Origin of the sequence: Oceanobacillus sp. CFH 90083 (assembly GCF_009389585.1) — a bacterium.
Taxonomy (GTDB): domain Bacteria; phylum Bacillota; class Bacilli; order Bacillales; family Amphibacillaceae; genus Oceanobacillus.
This window is the reverse complement of sequence record NZ_VIYG01000001.1, coordinates 375189-392978: the sequence shown is the minus strand read 5'-3', so window position 1 is coordinate 392978 and position 17790 is coordinate 375189. Positions and strand designations below refer to the sequence as shown.

Here is a 17790-nt window from a genome sequence, read left to right as displayed (position 1 = left end):
ATATGTCATTAGAGTCAACAAGGAGAGGATTGGAATGAAGAAAAAAGTTGGTATTGTATTTGGGGGTAAGTCATCAGAGCATGAGGTTTCCTTACAATCAGCAAAAAATATTGTAGATGCGATTAATCTAGATAAATATGAAGTATATCTATTAGGGATTGATAAACAAGGGAACTGGCATGTCAATGACCATTCCCATTATTTAATAAATGAAGAGGATCCAAGCTTAATTGCATTGAATAAAACAGGGGAAGGAATTGCGATTGTTCCGGGAGCAGAGAAGAACCAAATTATTCAGACTGACTCGGATATAAGCATGGATCAGCTGGATGTTATCTTTCCGATTGTCCATGGCACACTTGGGGAAGATGGAAGCCTGCAGGGGATGTTAAAAATGGCAAATATTCCATTTGTCGGTTCTGACGTTCTTGGTTCAGCCATCAGCATGGATAAGGATATTGCTAAACGTTTGCTGAATGATGCGGGCTTAAACGTTGCCCGGGGATTCAGCTTCCGTAAAGCAAAGCAGGATCAAATCGTCTATCAGGATGTGGCAGCGGAATTAGGTACACCGTTATTTATTAAGCCGGCCAATCAGGGTTCTTCTGTTGGTGTACACAAGGTTGAAACTGAGGAAGAATTTAATCATGCTATTCAGGATGCATTTTTATATGATCATAAGGTTCTGGTGGAAGAGACTGTTGTCGGCAGAGAAATAGAATGCTCTGTTTTAGGGAATGAACATCCTATTGCTTCTGTACCTGGAGAGATTCTTCCAACCGTTGAATTTTACTCATATGAAGCAAAGTATATTGATGAATCCGGAGCAAGATTAGAAATTCCTGCTGTTTTGGATAAAGAAGTGGCAGAACAAATCCAGGCGACTGCCATTCAGGCTTTTGAGGCTTTACATTGTGAAGGCTTGGCGAGAGTAGATGTATTTTTAAAAGAAGATAATACAATTATTATTAATGAAATTAATACGTTGCCAGGATTTACAAAAATAAGTATGTATCCAAAACTTTGGGAAGAAAGTGGTATTTCCTATCGTGAGCTGATAGAGAAATTAATTGAATTGGCAATTGAGAGACATCAAAGAGATAAGCAATTGAAGAGCTCTATTCAAAATTAAAGATGTAAAAGGATGATTGAATGTCTAGCAATAACACAGAACGAAGCAATGTCAAAGCTTATTTACAAAGAAATTTGCCGTCACTGGTTTTTCACTTTTTCCTGACCGTGTTTGCCATGCTTATGGTACTTTTCACTAATCAGCTGCGAATGATATTTTTTGGTATTTTAATTATATATTTTTTATTTGGATTGGTTCTTAAAAATCAAGCAACGCTGGCAAAAAATATTCAATCTGTGTCCCTGATTTTTATCATTAATTTAATCATGTACACCTTGCTTCCTGTGCTGATACCTCAGGCGCTTATGTTATACTCCTTACCTTATCTTTATCTGGCGTTTATCAATGGACAATTGATTTTCTTAGCAATTATATTGCCATCTGTTTGTATGCTGACTGGTTTATATGTGAAGATACTTATTACAAACGTAAAAAAATAATAGTTATTTATCAATGGGCAAAGGGGGGCTGTCATAAAGACGCAGTTCCTCTTTGCAATAAAAGCTTTGATTTCCAGTTAGCAGATGGTTAAGAATGGGTATACTATGAATATGTATAATTGGGAAGGGAGGGAGCTGCTATTTTTAACAAACGTATACGTCACATCCAGCGTTATCGTCAAATACTTGTTGCATTTTCCCGTAACGGTTTTGGATATATTGTAAAAGAATTGGGATTGCAAAAGGTTGTTTCTTTGCCTGAAAGGGTACTGAAAGGGAAGAAGGAAATACATAGTAAAACAACCGGGGAACGGATTCGGCTTTTTCTGGAAGAGTTAGGACCAACTTTTGTCAAGCTGGGGCAAATTGCAAGTACAAGAAGTGATTTGATTCCTCAGGATATTATTAAAGAGTTAGAGAAGCTGCAGGATCAGGTCGGACAAATTCCTTATAATGAAATTCAGGAAATTATAGAAAAGGACTTGGGAGAACCGGTTCATGCTATTTTTAAAGATTTTAACCAGGAGCCTTTAGCAGCTGCATCCATAGGTCAAGTTCACCATGCTGTTTTACAGAGTGGAGAAGATGTGGCTGTGAAGGTTCAGCGTCCGAATATTGAAAAGAAAATTCATACCGATTTAGAAATTTTAATGAATTTTGCAACACTTGCAGAAACGCGTTTAGATTGGGCCTATCAATATAAAATCACCGAAATCATTAAAGAATTCAGAGCATCCATCCTGGCTGAGTTAGATTATACATTGGAAGGACGGAACGCACATAAAATTGCAATGAATTTCAAGAATGATAAAGAAGGCATCAAAGTCCCTGATGTTTATTGGGAATTTACGACAGAACGTGTCCTGACAATGGAATTTGTCAAAGGGATAAAATTGGACGAAAATGTACAGCTTATCCGGGAAGGCTATCAGCCCAAAGTGATTGCTGAAAAATTAATTCATAATTTATTTGAGCAAATATTGTTAGATGGATTTTTCCATGCAGATCCGCATCCGGGAAATGTGATGGTACTTCCGGATCATCAATTATTATTTATGGATTTTGGAATGGTCGGCCGACTTACACCGCTGATGAAGGAGCATTTGACGGATATGATTATTGCGCTGGCGCGTCAAAATACGCATGCCATCGTAAAGGCTATTTACAGAATGGGTGTGGTTCCTGATCAGGTCAATGATGACATGATGCGTGCAGATATTGAAGAGCTCCGGGATAAATATTACGATGTTCCGTTTAGTCAGGTCAGCCTGGGAGAAGCAGTGAATGATTTGTTCAGTGTTGCTTCCAAACATCAGATTCGTATTCCAGCTGATTTATCTTTAGTCGGAAAAACATTAGTAACACTGGAAGGTACGGTAGAAAGATTAGATCCGGATATCAGTATTGTTAAAATTGCGCAGCCTTTTGGAAAGAGGCTGATTAAAGAGAAATATCGACCGAAAAAAATAGCTGAGGAAGTTTATGAACAGGTTGATGATTATAAAGATATTATCCTAGATTTACCGGAGCATGTGAATGCAGTGTATAAGCTGATACGTAAAGGGAAGTTTCCCTTGGAAATATCCGTCTCCAGGGTGGATATGATTCTTAAAAAGCTCGACAGAATCAGTAATCGTTTATCTTTCAGTATTGTCTTGCTATCTTTTAGCATTATCATGGTCGGTTTAATTGTTGGATCAGCAATTGCAGGAGAGGTATCCTATTTTTGGAGTCTGCCAGTCATTGAAATTGGTTTTGTTGTTGCTGTATTGATGTTTATATGGCTTCTCTTTGCCATATTCAGGTCGGGAAGGTTTTAGAACGAAAAGCGCCCTTACAGGCTAAGAACGCGACGTCGTGTCGCAACGCCTGCACTAGCACATCGTGTGCTGGACATGGCTATTCTTGGATTAAATCATGTAAAATTTTTTACTTCCTTATTCCACAATAAAAAAGCTTATGTCTGAAGGGATTGCCCCTTTCCTGACATAAGCTTTTTCAAGTGTTCATTAAAATACTTTATCACCGTTAAAAATAGAGTTTTTAACGACAACATAATCCACGGTACGGATCGCATCTAAACGTCTGCCGCCGGCGTAAGAAATAGAGGATTGAAGATCTTGTTCCATTTCTGTCAATGTATCTTGAAGAGCACCTTTGTGCTCCACGTACATTTTTTTACCTTCCACGTTTTTCTTTTCACCTTTTTGGAATTCTGATGCAGAACCAAAGTATTCTTTCAGTTTTTTACCATCCTGTTCAATGGTCTCTCCAGGAGATTCTTCATGACCAGCAAATAGAGAGCCGATCATCACCATGGAAGCACCAAAACGTACGGATTTTGCAATATCACCGTGTGTACGGATACCGCCATCTGCAATGATTGGTTTGCTTGCAGCCTTTGCGCACCAGCGTAATGCTGCTAATTGCCAGCCGCCGGTTCCAAAGCCGGTTTTTATTTTAGTAATACATACTTTACCAGGTCCAATCCCTACTTTTGTAGCATCAGCACCGGCATTTTCAAGCTCGCGGACTGCTTCTGGTGTTCCGACATTTCCAGCAATTAAAAAGCTTTCTGGTAAGTGTTTTTTAATATGCTTAATCATTCGGATCACAGGCTCAGAATGCCCATGCGCAATATCAATAGTAATATATTCTGGAACTAAGCTGTTATTGGCAAGCTCTTCAACAAAGCTGTATTCCTCTTCCTTCACACCAACACTGATCGAAGCAAATAAATCCTGTTCATGCATCGTTTTAATAAAATCAACACGCTGTTCAGGGTTAAAGCGGTGCATAATGTAGAAATAATTATTTTTAGCTAAATATGTTGCGATATTTTCATCTATAATTGTCTGCATATTTGCAGGAACTACCGGTAATTTAAAGCTTCTTCCACCAAACTCAATGGATGTATCGCACTCTGAACGGCTATTTACAACACATTTTGCGGGAACTAATTGGATATCTTCATAATCAAATACATTTTCCATGAAATAACACTCCTAAACACGAATAAAATTTGTATTACATATTAAAAACATTCGCCTTTAGTAATTTAACCTAATAAAGATATTTTGTCAACGTTTTGAACCTTGTTAGCTGGGTTTATTTAGATAAAGAGCAGAAAAATCGCACTGATAATATTTTCTGGCGGTATTATAATGAAGAAAGAAGATTACTATGATGTAAATGATAGAGACATTCCTCATGCTCTATTTACAAAATGAACCGATTGTACAATGTAAAGGAGAGAATTATTTTTTTTAACATGAATTATTATATTTTTCTGATTAACTGCATCATTATAAGCAAGAATGAATTTAATTAAAGTTAGATTTCTTCTTCTTACTGAATTATAATAGTGTAGATAAACAGTACAGTTACCGTGAAAACCGTATTTAGCCAATGACATTTTGTGAGGTGAAATAGACAGAATCACCAATAATAAAAATACCGGTATCTGGTGCAAGCGCTTGATGTCAACGGGGAAGGAAGAGGAGAAGAGATGGGATTTAAAGAATCATTTAAAAAAGAGATGGAAAACGCGACAAAAGATATTGATTTAAGCATTTCAAAGACATGGAATTTAACATATAAGGGACATCTGATTCAAGTAAAAAATACACTGAAAGAAGAAAGTTTATTTATAGATGAAGTAGAAGTTGCTAAAAATCGAAGAAAATCAATTTGGTCACATGTTATTCCAGTTAGCAAGCTAACAGCAATGCTGACACTTGAAAATAGAGATACAAAGAAAGTTCAAGTGAAATTTAGTGGACTTGTTCAATTACATATTCAAATAAAGGTTGGACGGGAAGTTATTTTAAAAGAAAAACTGAAGCTTGAATTCATTGCTCCATGGGAACGAAAGGAACCAATTGTACCGTGGATTATCAATCAAGTCGAAAAACATGGGCAAATGATAGGTGAAAGCCTGCCGGATGAGGAATACCTTTTAGCAGAGGATGTTGATAATATAGAATCGGGATATCGTGATCTATTAGGCTATGAGGAGCCTACTCCGATGTATGTCGGGAATTTGATAAAGCTTCTCCAAAAGCAAATTGAAAATCCAACATCCGAAACCCGTAAAGCTACGTACGAAAAAGTATTAGATGAACATGTGATGGAGTACGGAGAAGAGCTTATTTATGCGTTGAAGGAATCGGCAATAGATATGGATGCTTTATATAAAGAAGCACGCTGGTTTTTAGATCATGCCGCACATCGTGAGGTAGTGAAATTTGCATTATTACTTGTTGGTTACACAAATAAACTCGAAGATGAACAGCTTTTAAAGAAGGTCGGTCTGCATGAGGAGTTTACCCGCTATGTCATATTTTCGCTATACCGCAGACAGGAACTCTTATGGGAATTAGCAGATATGTTAAAGGGCTGGGGAAAAGTGGCACTAATGCATGAGTTAACACCTTTAACAGAAGAAAGAAAAGCATGGTTTCTGAAACAGTCTTTGGAGGGGCGAACAAAACGCCAGGCTGTTGCTATCACATGTGCAGAGAAAAGTGAAATGGATGTACTATTGTACCAAAAAGAAATATCAGAGGAACAATTGAAGCAAGTAAGTGACATTTTAGCAACGTTATTGGAAGAAGATGACGGAGCTTATTTAATTGAGCAGTATGAGTATGAAGAAAATGTATTAAAAGATTACGTTCGCCATGCGAAAAAACAGGGATATTTCGAAATTTTTCCTTTAATTAAATCCTTCCTTAACGAGAGAGATTATGATATCGAATTAGGAGATAATGAAACAAAATAAAGTGAGACTTCCTATTATTAGAGCTGTAGGGCGGATTTGCCGCCCTTGTCTAAGTTCTTATCTTCACCTATTCTTTCCTGTACACGATATCCCCATCAATAATGGTCATTTCAATGCTGATATCTAATAATCCATCAGCATCCTCTAATTGAAAAGGATCAGCAGAATAAACAGTCATATCTGCAAGCTTGCCGCGAGAGATAGTTCCCTTCACTTTTTCTTCATTCGTTGTATAAGCTGCATATTTCGTAAATAGGTGAAAAGCATCCTGCATACTTATTTTTTGCTCTGGATACCAGCCGTTATGTGTCTCGCCTGGAGCTTTTCTTGTCACAGCTGCATGAATACCAAGTAGAGGATTAATCGGTTCAACAGGTGCGTCTGATCCGCCGCCGCAAATAACACCATGATCCAGCAGTGTTTTCCAGGCATAGGCATAAGGCATGCGTGCTTCCCCGAGACGATCTCTTACCCACGGATAATCACTGGCAAGAAAACGGGGCTGAATATCAACGATACGATCTGGCGTTGCAAGACGTTTTACTAAGTCTGGATTAATGACCTGTGCATGAATCAGGCGGTCTCTGTATGCGGATGCCGGAAATTGATCCAGAATATCAAGAACATTTTCTAATGCCTGATCACCAATTGCGTGAACAGCAACAGGCATTGCCAGCTCTCTGGCACGTTTTACAATGCTGTATAGGGCATCCTGTGTAAGCATTGCTTCTCCTTGTTGTCCCGGCTGGTCGGAGTATGCTTCCTTTAATAATGCGGTTCTTCTGCCAAAGGCACCGTCCGCAAATATTTTTACTGCTCCGATTTGCAGGGTATTATTGCCATAGCCGGTATACATTCCGGCTGCATAAAGGTCTTCCAAAAAATCATAATCAATCAATAAGTTTGTACGCAGACCCATTTTTTCTTCGTTTAATAACTCCTGATAGAGCCGGTAAGTTTGCTGTAACCCTCCTAAATAGGCCGGGTCATTGGAATGCACACTGGTTATTCCGTAGCCGGTCACCGTGTTGATGGTTTTACGAAGGGCATTTTTCCACGTTTCATATGATTTATTTGGAATTTGCGCTTTAAATAACGCAGATGCAGATTCAAGAATTAACCCGGTAGGCTCTCCGTTTGCATCTGTTACAATTTCACCGCCCTCTGGTAAAAACAGTGTGCTGGAATAATTAATTTGTTCCAGTGCCTTGGAGTTAACCACGGCAGCATGCTCGCATATTCTTGTCAGGAAAAGGGGATGATGGGGAGCGACAGCATCAAGCTCGGCTCTTGTTGGTAAACCGCTGTCTGTAAATAAGTTTTCATCCCACCCGGCACCAAGCAGCCATTCCCCTTTTTTCAATGTGTCCGCATGCTGTTTAATCATATTTAAAAATGTTTCTTTTTTGGTAACGCCGGTCACATCCAAGTCAATAAACTTCATTGCCTGCATAGAAAGATGGAGGTGCGTATCTGTCAATCCCGGGGTAGCAGTCTGCCCGTCAAGATCAATCACAGCATCACTTTTTGAACTCCAAAAGCTAAGCATTTGCTCAGTTGTACCCATATCTATAAAACGTCCATCCTTGATAACAACAGCATTCACTACTGGCTGAGATGATTGAAATGTATGTATGACACCATTGGTATATATCTTTATCATCGAGAGTCTCCTTATCTGAATTATCATAGGTTAAATATCGTAATAATATTAGCTGGCATAGTATTTTGAGTGATTATAATCACTTCCCAACGACCCTGACACTATAAATTACTTAATATCTGGCTTGTCAGCCGTAAATTTTGGTGAAGTGCCGTTACATTCCTTTATAAATCTGATCAGTTTAACATGTATTGATCGTTAAGCGGAATCTGTTTAAATTCTTGCTTAACAGAAAAGTATTCTCCCGTATGGGACTATTATTATATCTTATCAAAATTGTTTCATCTTGACAGCCGGAAAGATTGACATTTTCCAAAATTTTATTATATACTTGATTCAACAAAGTTGAATAATAGGAAACTGGATTGAATGATAAATAACATGTAACTGGAAATGTGCTTTTAGTTCAAAATGTCATGGTATTATTCAATCGTGCAACATCTATACTTTCTTGTTTTTATAAGTAACGAACCTTTGAGGTATATTTTCATAATTTGTAATGAAAACGCATACAACGGGAGGGGTATTGATGCGCGGGCTGCCAAGCAATGTTTATTTAAAGGAAGTCGGACCAAGAGATGGGCTGCAGAATGAGCAGCAATGGATTTCTACAGATGATAAGGTTGCATGGATTAATATGCTTTCCAAAACAGGTGTCTCAGAAGTTGAATATTCATCCTTTGTTCATCCTGAAATGATTCCTGCATTGAAGGATGCAAGGGAAGTAGGTCGGCGGATAAACCGTGAACAAGGGGTCATTTATTCTGCTCTCGTTCCGAATATGAAAGGATTGGAGCATGCCTTAGAGGCTGGTATTGATGGAGCATCCGTATTTATGTCGGCAAGCGAAACGCACAACCTTAAAAATATTAACAAACGAATACCGGATACATATCCGGTACTGGCAGAAGTGATTAAAGAAGCTAAAAATGCCGGGAAAATGGTAACGGGCTATGTCTCTACCGTATTTGATTGTCCATATGAAGGACGGATTGCGACAGAGGATGTTTTGAGGGTATGCGAAAAGTTGATTGAAAACGGTGTGGACTATCTTTCACTGGGGGATACAATTGGCACAGCTGTACCGACACAGGTGGAGAAGCTGCTTGACGGGCTCTTTCCTTATTTCCCGAAAGATAAGTTAATTCTTCATTTCCATGATACAAGAGGAATGGCAATAGCTAATATAATGACTTCACTTCATATGGGAATTACCCGATTTGATAGTACAGTCGGCGGTTTAGGAGGTTGTCCTTATGCACCGGGAGCTGCAGGCAATGTTGCAACCAATGATGTGCTGTATCTGTTAAATGGACTGGGAATTGACACAGGAATAAATGAAAAATGTATTCAGGAAGCAAGTATATACATTCAAAATAAGCTTGGAAAAACGCTGCCGAGCAGATCCGTTGCTTATTTGAAAAATGCTTAAAATATGAATGAGGACAATAGAAAAGTCTTGTCAAGCAAGTCCGGGCAAGGCTTTTTAGTGTGGCTATGAACAAGAATTTTTTACGTCAAACCAGAGTATAGATTGACTACATTTGCTTATCTAGCTTATGATTAGGTATATTAAATAGAATACGAAGGAAGACTTGACCAGGAAGGACTGAGCCACATCGAATTACATAAAATTGGTGAAAAAATTAAGTATGCCAGACGGCGGGAAAATAAAACGCAGCAGGAGATTGCAGACGCTTCCAATATTTCTAAGAGTCTCCTGTCCAAAATTGAGAATGGGCAGACGGCCTCAGCGATAGCAACTTTATCCCGGATTTGTGATGCATTGCAGATACAGCTGTCATGGGTATTAGATGATAAAGAAGAGCAGGATATTGTCATTCAGAAGAAAAGAAACCGCCCGCAAAAAGTAGGGGACGAAAGCATGGGTTATTCTTATGAAATTTTGGCCAATCGCTCGCAATATAGCGGAATCGAACCGACGATTGTGCATGTCACACCAAAATCTCAGAATCTGCGTGATGAAAAAACGTATACACATTCCCAGGATGAATTTATCTATGTGCTGGAAGGGGAAATAGAATTATTATATAACGGAACAAAGCAGCTGCTGCAAGTGGGGGACAGCGCTTATTTTGCCGGCTCCAAGCCGCATTTATTTCTGCCGGTGGGTGATCAGGAAGCAAAGGTATTAACCTGTTTTATTGACCGTGTTTAGGAAGGGAATTAATGCTAAAAAACTGCTGAAATAAATATCCCATTGTCTACGATTCAAAAAGCCTGCCATTACCATTTTAATTTGGTAGTAGCAGGCTTTGATTTTATTTCTGAAAAGAAAATGAGAATGCCAGGTTATGTTACTTTATGGTATCATCATTATCTTTGCTATTTGTTTTAGCAGCAGCTACTTCTGAAGTTGCTTGACTAACTTCTTGATTAGTCTTGCCTTTTGAAGCACCTGCCAATAATTCTTTAATATCAATTCCGGAAGTTTCTTTTAAGTTCTCCTGCAGCGTACTAATCAGATTAGTTGCATAGCTGGAAACTTTATTTGCTCCACCGTTAGCGCCATTGCTTCCAGTATCGACAACTGTAATCTTATCAATATTGGATAGTGGGCTTGCAATTTGTTTTGCATAATCAGGAAGCATTTTAATAACCATGTCAAGAATTGCTGCTTCACCATATTTTTCAAAGGCTTGCGCAACTTTTTCTTTTGCCTCAGCTTCTGCAAGACCTTTCAGGCGGATAACTTCTGCTTCAGCTTCCCCTTGAGCACGTTCTGCATCTGCTTTAGCCAGACCGTCCACACGGACTTTCTCAGCTTCTGCACGGGCAGCTGTTTCGATGCGGTATTGATTCGCATCAGCTGTTGCCATTTCTCTGGCTTTATCAGCGATTGCAGCCTGCTCAACTGCATATCTGTCTGCATCTGCTTTTTTCTTAACCTCTGAGTCATATTGCTTTTCACGACGCAGAATCTCTTTTTCTTCCAATTCAATTTGCTTTTGACGCTCAATAATTTTGATTTGCATTTCTTGTTCCGTAACTTCCTGCTTGGAACGGGCTGTTTCAAAATCATAAGCCTGGTCTGCCCGTGCTTTAGCTGTATCCTGCTCTCGTCGGTACTCGGAAGTTTTTAATTGATTTTCCTTTTCTGACTCTGCGATCTCTGTTGCCCGCTCAAGCTCAGCACGCTTCGCATCTTTGGCAGCTTCTGCCCGTTTAATTCTAGTTTCTTTTTCAGCCTCAGCAGTAGCGATATCAGCATCACGCTTTACTTGCGCAATACGCGGCTTACCAAGTGATTCTAAGTATCCATTTGTATCTCTAACATCTTTAATCGTGAAAGATACGATAATTAATCCCATTTTAGCCAAGTCATTTGAAGCCACCCGCTGTACTTCCTGGGAGAACTTGTCACGGTTTTTATAGATTTCTTCTACCGTCATGGAACCAAGGATAGAACGTAAATGTCCTTCCAATACTTCTTTAGCTTCCAGCTCCCGGTCCTGCTTTGATTTTCCAAGGAATTGTTCCGCTGCTGTAGCAATTTCACCGATAGATCCACCTATTTTTATAATTGCTGTACCATCTGCTAAAACAGGAACACCTTGTTCAGTGTAGACTTCCGGAGTAGTTACCTCCAATTTACTGGATAATAGACTAAGTGGTTCTGCCTGTTGAAAAACAGGAACGACGAATGTTCCGCCACCGCGAATAATTTTAATTTTATTGCCGGCTTCATCGACATGAACATTCTTTCCACCCAGATAACTACCTGTAACAATGAGCGCTTCATCAGGTCCTGCTGTACGGTACTTTGTTACAAATAAACCGAGCAATGCCAATAAAAGCGCAGCCGCTACAATAATAACAATCCATAGCTCTGACATGTTTTTCCTCCTCCAAATTTTCTTTTTCAGACTGTAGCCTGAATGCATCCACCAGCATTCCCTTTATTTAAAAGGGAATGAAGCTTCATTATATGTGAAAAGCTAATACATGATTAGCTAATCCAACGATTGATAAGGGCTGACATAGAAAACACCGTCTTTAATCTCAATAATCAAAACACGCTCATTTTGAGAGATTGCTTCGTTATCATAGCTGACAGCCGGTTTTGAAATAACCCCGCTTTTCCATTGTACCATTACTTCTCCATAGCCATCGACTGGAATAGATACAATGGTTGTTCCTACACTGCCGATAAGAGCATCCTCAGAATATCCCCATGATTGTTCCGCGGATCTGATCGGAACAAGAACAAATAGATGCAGGAGAGTGACAAAAATAATACTTAATACAGAAGAAATTATAAGAATGATGGAGCTTGACCAGCTCATGAACCATTCAAGAACATATCCAATCGCAGATAAAAAAATAAAAAATGAGAGAACAAGCACTGGATGTAAGAAAGGAATGGATTCAAAAATACCATCTAATAAATCTCCAAACAGTAACACAACTACCGTTAAAATTGCTGCTATAATCAGTATCCATAAATATAAATCCTGTATGGCATAACCAAATAATGTCAATATGTACCCTCCCTTGTTCTTTGTCTTACTTATATGTACGATGCCCTTGCTGATTTAGTTTCAATTTTTTTGACGGGAGATGGTTTTCCTATATTATTATAATAAAACAGAGGCTCCTTTAAGAAAAGAGCCTCTTTTACTATTTATTACAGTTTCACTGACAATTAGCTTACTAGCAGAGAACTTAAAAAATAAGAAAAAGTAGTAAGCAGGGAGTTAACAGCCAGTATTAATCCGGTTTTTTATTTTATCACGGATAGGTGATTGTCAATCTCCCTTGGAATGAAATCTCATTTTATGTTAATTATCTAAAAGAACTAGCTGATTCATCAGTTCATCTAATTCTTGGCTGCAGTTTACAGTTTCTTTGGCTCCCAGACCATTTTTTTGTGCTTGTTGTAACATTTCGCTTCTCTTTTGAACAATTGATAGTACAATGGTTTCTCTATTGTACATATCAAGATTTTCTTCATCCTTCATATTCTATACGATACACCTTTCTTAGTCTTATTTGGCTGCAATGAATAACATTAGTAAAGTATTGTCATTTAAAGAGGGTATTCAAAAAGTCCCCAAATGATAAACAGCGAAGTAATAACCTTCTATGTCGCCTGGGCAACAGAGAAGTCACGACACGACATAAAAATCCCGTTCGTAAAACCACGTCGCTCTGATTTTTTGCTTCAATTTTGTCCACTTTTTGAACACGCACTTAAAGCACCAAAAGAATTATCGCAAAAAGAGAAAAAAAATGGAATACCTTCGACAAAACTAGAAATTATATTATTTTTTTCGACAAACAATTTGAAGTTAATAACTTAGATTGTACTTTTTAATTTTCTGATATAAGGTAACACGTGATATTCCAAGCTGTTTAGCAGCTTTTGACTTATTGCCATTACATAATTCCAAAGCCTGTTCAATGGATATTTTTTCCATACTTTCCTTCTCCAGCGGGAGTGTCTCTGTACGGGATAAGGGAGCATTTGAAACTGAAACAGGAAGAAAACTTAATACATCCTGCTTTGTTAGAGTTATTCCTTCATGCAAGATGATGATTCTTTCCATCAGATTTCTAATTTCTCTTATATTTCCAGGCCAATGATATTGCTGCAGGACCTCCAGTGTTTCTGCTGGTATATCAGGGACAGAAGTTTGATATTTAGCAGCAAATTGCTTTAAAAAGGTTTTTGTCAGTATGCTGATGTCTTTTTTTCTGTCACGTAAAGGAGGCATGGTTAATTGAATGACATTCAATCGATAAAATAAATCCGATCTGAACTTATTCTCCTCCATTAATTTCTCTAAATTTTGATTTGTCGCAGCTATAAATCGGACATCAATTTGTTTTCCGCGAGAGTCGCCAATCCGGTAAATGCGATTTTCCTGCAGGACGCGGAGCAGCTTCACCTGCATATCTAAGGGGAGCTCACCAACTTCATCCAAAAAAACAGTCCCGCCATCAGCTATTTCGATTTTCCCGGCTTTCCCCCCTTTTTCTGCACCGGTAAAGGATCCGCTTTCATATCCGAATAACTCACTTTCGAACAACGCTTGCGGGATGGCACCGCAATTGACAGGAATAAAAGGTGCATGCTTTCTTTTACTGGCATCATGAATGGCTCTGGCGCATATTTCTTTCCCTGTACCACTTTCTCCAAGAATTAATGTGGTTGCATCCGTGCCGGCTGTTTTACTGGCAAGCCGAATCATTTGATGGAGTGCCTGACTGTCTCCTTTTAATTTCGCAAAAGGGGAACTGGACGAAGCAGGAGTCATTTTTTGCTTTAGTTCCTGCAGCTCTTGAGACGTGCTTTCTAAATTGTCATTCAGTTTCACAATATGTGTAATATCACGTTCAATCGAAATAACACCAATTAATGTATTTTCCTGATTGAAGACAGGAGAAGAATTTACTACAACATGCTTATCTTTTCTTGGTCTGTGGTAGGCGTTTTTGACTGGCTTCATTGTGTTTAACACTTTCATTACCATAAGGTCATCATGAGAAAAAAAGTTGGTAATAGGCTGATTGATAATTTCTTCTCTAGTAATTTGATATGTTTGCTCTGCGGCATTGTTCCAATAGATTACTTGTTTTTCTGTGTTAACAATAGTAATGGCGTCATCTTCCGACTGTAATAATTCCTCAAAGAAAAAAATCTCATTCATATGCTCACCTCTAAAGTGTAAAGGAAATTGTAAACCATATATACGATATCTGTAAGTTTACTTTACACTATTGTAAATAAAACGAATAGGAAATAGCAATAGAAAAATCCAAGATTGAAATCGCTTCCATTGTTCGTAAGCTTTCAGGCTGTTTTTTCACGTATAATTTTAAAACTGGCATGTTTTTTGCATGTAATTGGTATAGGACGGAATTAAATTATTTCATAGGAGGTATTTTCATGGTATTGCCATTTAAACATGAACCATTTACAAATTTTAAGGTGGAGGAGAACAGGAGAGAACTTGAGGCAGCTATACAATCCGTTCGTACAGAGCTGGGCAAGGAATACCCGCTAGTGATTGATGGAGAAAAAATCTACACAGAGGATAAATTGGTATCTATCAATTCAGCTGATAAAGAAGAAGTGGTTGGAAAAGTTTCTAAGGCAACAACGGAGCATGTAGAACAGGCTTTTGCAGCTGCAGTAAAAGCTTTTGAGACGTGGAGAAAAGTACCTGCTGAGGATCGCGCCCATGTTTTATTCCGTGCAGCAGCAATTGTCCGCCGTCGTAAGCATGAATTTTCTGCATGGCTGATTCAGGATGCTGGAAAACCGTGGGATCAAGCAGACGGTGATATTGCAGAAGGGATTGACTTCTTAGAATATTACGGTCGACAGATGCTGGAGCTCGATCAGGGGAAACATGTGGAAGATCGTTTCACGGAAAATAATAAATACTTTTATAAAGCAATGGGACCAGGGGTTGTTATCCCACCATGGAATTTTGCTTTTGCTATTGTGTGTGGAACGGTTGCTGCGCCAGTCGTTGCCGGCAATCCTGTCTTGCTGAAGCCTTCTGAAAATACACCAGTCATTGCATATAAGCTTGTAGAAGTACTAGAAGAAGCTGGCCTGCCAAATGGTGTATTAAATTTTGTACCTGGAGATCCGAAAGAAATTGGAGATTATCTGGTGGATCATAAAGACACGCATTTTATTAACTTTACTGGCTCAAGAGCAACGGGAGTTCGTATTTTTGAACGCGCAGCTAAAATTCAAGAAGGGCAGCAGCACCTAAAGCGCGTGATTGCAGAAATGGGAGGAAAAGATACGATTATCGTTGATGAAACGGCAGATTTAGATTTGGCTGCTGAATCCATTGTTTATTCAGCGTTCGGCTTTTCCGGACAAAAATGCTCTGCATGTTCCCGGGCGATTATTCATGAGCGTGTCTATGATGAGGTTTTAGAAAAATCAATCGAAATTGCAAAGACATTAACGGTTGGCAATCCATCAGAAGGCAATGTGTACATGGCTTCTGTAATTAACCAGGCACAATTTGATAAAATTAAAAACTATATTGAAATCGGCAAAGAAGAAGGAGAGCTCGTTTTTGGAGGAGAAACGGATGACTCCAAAGGTTACTTCGTTTATCCAACCATTTTCAAGGATGTCGATCCTAAAGCGCGTATTATGCAGGAGGAAATTTTTGGACCTGTGGTTGCTTTTGCAAAGGCAAAGGACTTCGATGAATTGTTAGAGATTGCCAACAATACAGAGTATGGTCTGACTGGTGCTGTTATTTCTACCAATCGCACCCATTTAGAACGTGCCCGCGAAGACTTCCATGTTGGAAATCTCTATTTTAACCGCGGCTGTACTGCTGCAATTGTCGGTTATCAGCCATTTGGCGGCTTTAAAATGTCAGGAACAGATTCCAAAGCAGGAGGGCCGGATTATCTTCAGCATTTCCTGGAGGCAAAAATCGTATCAGAACAATTTTAATTAATGAAGACTTCGCTATGAGCAGAAAAAAATCATTTTTTCTGCTCATAGCGAATGATTTAAACCATTTTTTGGTTAGGGGATTAAAGAAACGTGACGAATTCTTAACATGAAGGAGTTTGTTGGAAGATTGGGGGAGATGGATGATGGCAAGTCTGGCAAAGGATTTCTTCATAGGACTTTCAAATAATGATTTCTTAAATAAAAGTGCCAGAAAGTTTGGAACACGCTTTGGGGCGGAGCGCTTTGTTGCAGGTACTGTTTTCGATGCAATTATTCCTACTATAAGAGAGTTGAATCAAAAGCAGATAGCTTGTACAATGGATCACCTTGGCGAGTTTGTAACAGATAGACAGGAAGCGGAGCATGCAAAAGAGAAAATTATCGATATGCTTCATCAAATTCATAATGAGAAATTGGATTGTCATGTTTCGATCAAGCTGACGCAGTTAGGACTGGATATTGAAGAGGCTTTTTGCATACAAAATGTGGAGCAGATTTTAGAAGTGGCTCATGCATGTGATATTTTTGTGAATATCGATATGGAGAAGTATATTCATTACGACAGGACACTGAAGATTCTCAAGCTGCTTCGTAAAAGCTATCTCAATGTTGGTACTGTCATACAGACGTACTTATATGATGCAGAAAAAGATATAAGCGATCTTGAGGATGTGCGTTTGCGTATCGTTAAAGGAGCCTACAAGGAAGACAGTGCTGTAGCATATTCCTCCAAAGCAGCAATTGATAAAAATTTTCTGGTAATAGCGAAGAAGAGATTGCTTGGAAAAACTTTTACATCCATTGCAACACATGATCATCATATTATCAATGAACTGAAAAAGTTTATAGAAGAACATCAAATTTCAAAGGATCATTTTGAGTTTCAAATGCTCTATGGCTTTCGAGTGGATATGCAGCATCAATTGGTAAAAGAGGGGTATAAATTTTGTACTTACATTCCATTTGGGGAGGATTGGTTCGGATACTTTATGCGCCGGTTGGCAGAGCGGCCGCAGAACTTGAATTTACTTATCAAGGATATTTTTTATACAGAGGATAATAAGCTTAAAAAACAGCCAATTATTATTGGAGCAGCTGCACTGACAATGTTATTATACTTGAGAAAGCGAAAATAGTAGCAATAGGCAGCAGTAGATTATATAGATTTTGTGGCTGTTAAAGCTATGGATTGTTTCTAATACAGCCTTTTTTCAACTTTCATCATCAGAGATAAATGGACGAATGAACAAATTAAAAGTTACAAGTTTATACTGGCTGCGCTGCTATATATTGTACTGCTGATAAGGG

General features: G+C 38.6%; 14 protein-coding genes. 8 read left to right on the top strand and 6 right to left on the bottom strand.

What is annotated here, in order from left to right:
• Positions 1-34 precede the first annotated feature (34 nt).
• The 3 genes from ddlA (at position 35) to FLK20_RS01910 (ending at position 3392) form a co-directional block, all read left to right on the top strand.
• Positions 35-1132, top strand: coding sequence for a D-alanine--D-alanine ligase (gene ddlA, locus FLK20_RS01920; protein ID WP_152654866.1), 1098 nt, complete (start codon positions 35-37; stop codon positions 1130-1132).
• Between the two features lie 20 nt (positions 1133-1152).
• Positions 1153-1572 (top strand): hypothetical protein, encoded by a 420-nt coding sequence (locus FLK20_RS01915; protein WP_152654865.1) that lies wholly within the window; start codon positions 1153-1155, stop codon positions 1570-1572.
• A 140-nt stretch (positions 1573-1712) separates the two neighbouring features.
• Entirely contained in the window at positions 1713-3392 is a 1680-nt protein-coding gene (locus FLK20_RS01910) for an ABC1 kinase family protein (RefSeq protein WP_194165501.1), read from the top strand.
• A 189-nt stretch (positions 3393-3581) separates the two neighbouring features.
• Here FLK20_RS01910 and guaC read toward each other — a convergent pair whose 3' ends face one another.
• Positions 3582-4565: a GMP reductase gene (guaC, locus tag FLK20_RS01905; protein ID WP_152654864.1), complete on the bottom strand. Its 984-nt coding sequence runs from the start codon at positions 4563-4565 to the stop codon at positions 3582-3584.
• 515 nt (positions 4566-5080) lie between these two features.
• Here guaC and FLK20_RS01900 point away from each other — a divergent pair.
• Positions 5081-6355, top strand: coding sequence for a hypothetical protein (locus FLK20_RS01900; protein ID WP_152654863.1), 1275 nt, complete (start codon positions 5081-5083; stop codon positions 6353-6355).
• Between the two features lie 67 nt (positions 6356-6422).
• On the opposite strand, the gene FLK20_RS01895 is transcribed toward FLK20_RS01900, so the two are convergent.
• Positions 6423-8018, bottom strand: coding sequence for an amidohydrolase (locus FLK20_RS01895; RefSeq protein WP_152654862.1), 1596 nt, complete (start codon positions 8016-8018; stop codon positions 6423-6425).
• A gap of 529 nt (positions 8019-8547) precedes the next feature.
• Between FLK20_RS01895 and FLK20_RS01890 the strand changes: the two genes are divergently transcribed.
• Together FLK20_RS01890 and FLK20_RS01885 are read left to right on the top strand one after the other, a co-directional pair.
• A complete protein-coding gene (locus FLK20_RS01890; protein ID WP_152654861.1) occupies positions 8548-9450 on the top strand; it encodes a hydroxymethylglutaryl-CoA lyase in 903 nt (300 codons plus the stop codon).
• Positions 9451-9594: 144 nt separating this feature from the next.
• Complete coding sequence (locus tag FLK20_RS01885) at positions 9595-10197, top strand: helix-turn-helix domain-containing protein (RefSeq protein WP_370453152.1); 603 nt, start codon at positions 9595-9597, stop codon at positions 10195-10197.
• Between the two features lie 139 nt (positions 10198-10336).
• Here the strand turns inward: FLK20_RS01885 and FLK20_RS01880 are convergent, their stop codons facing one another.
• The 4 genes from FLK20_RS01880 to FLK20_RS01865 all read right to left on the bottom strand — a co-directional run bounded on the left by FLK20_RS01880 (position 10337) and on the right by FLK20_RS01865 (position 14692).
• On the bottom strand, positions 10337-11875 hold the full coding sequence (locus FLK20_RS01880) for a flotillin lipid rafts scaffold protein FloT (protein ID WP_152654859.1): 1539 nt from the start codon (positions 11873-11875) through the stop codon (positions 10337-10339).
• A gap of 117 nt (positions 11876-11992) precedes the next feature.
• Positions 11993-12520 (bottom strand): NfeD family membrane protein, encoded by a 528-nt coding sequence (locus FLK20_RS01875; RefSeq protein ID WP_152654858.1) that lies wholly within the window; start codon positions 12518-12520, stop codon positions 11993-11995.
• A 300-nt stretch (positions 12521-12820) separates the two neighbouring features.
• A complete protein-coding gene (locus FLK20_RS01870; RefSeq protein WP_227994812.1) occupies positions 12821-13000 on the bottom strand; it encodes an aspartyl-phosphate phosphatase Spo0E family protein in 180 nt (59 codons plus the stop codon).
• A 330-nt stretch (positions 13001-13330) separates the two neighbouring features.
• Positions 13331-14692 carry a sigma-54 interaction domain-containing protein gene (locus tag FLK20_RS01865; protein ID WP_152654857.1) on the bottom strand — a complete coding sequence of 454 codons (1362 nt, stop codon included), beginning with the start codon at positions 14690-14692 and terminating at the stop codon, positions 13331-13333.
• 239 nt (positions 14693-14931) lie between these two features.
• Here FLK20_RS01865 and pruA point away from each other — a divergent pair, with 239 nt between their 5' ends.
• Positions 14932-16479: an L-glutamate gamma-semialdehyde dehydrogenase gene (gene pruA, locus FLK20_RS01860; RefSeq protein ID WP_152654856.1), complete on the top strand. Its 1548-nt coding sequence runs from the start codon at positions 14932-14934 to the stop codon at positions 16477-16479.
• A 146-nt stretch (positions 16480-16625) separates the two neighbouring features.
• Positions 16626-17618, top strand: a complete 993-nt coding sequence (locus FLK20_RS01855; protein WP_152654991.1) for a proline dehydrogenase family protein — start codon at positions 16626-16628, stop codon at positions 17616-17618.
• The last annotated feature ends 172 nt before the right edge of the window (positions 17619-17790 follow it).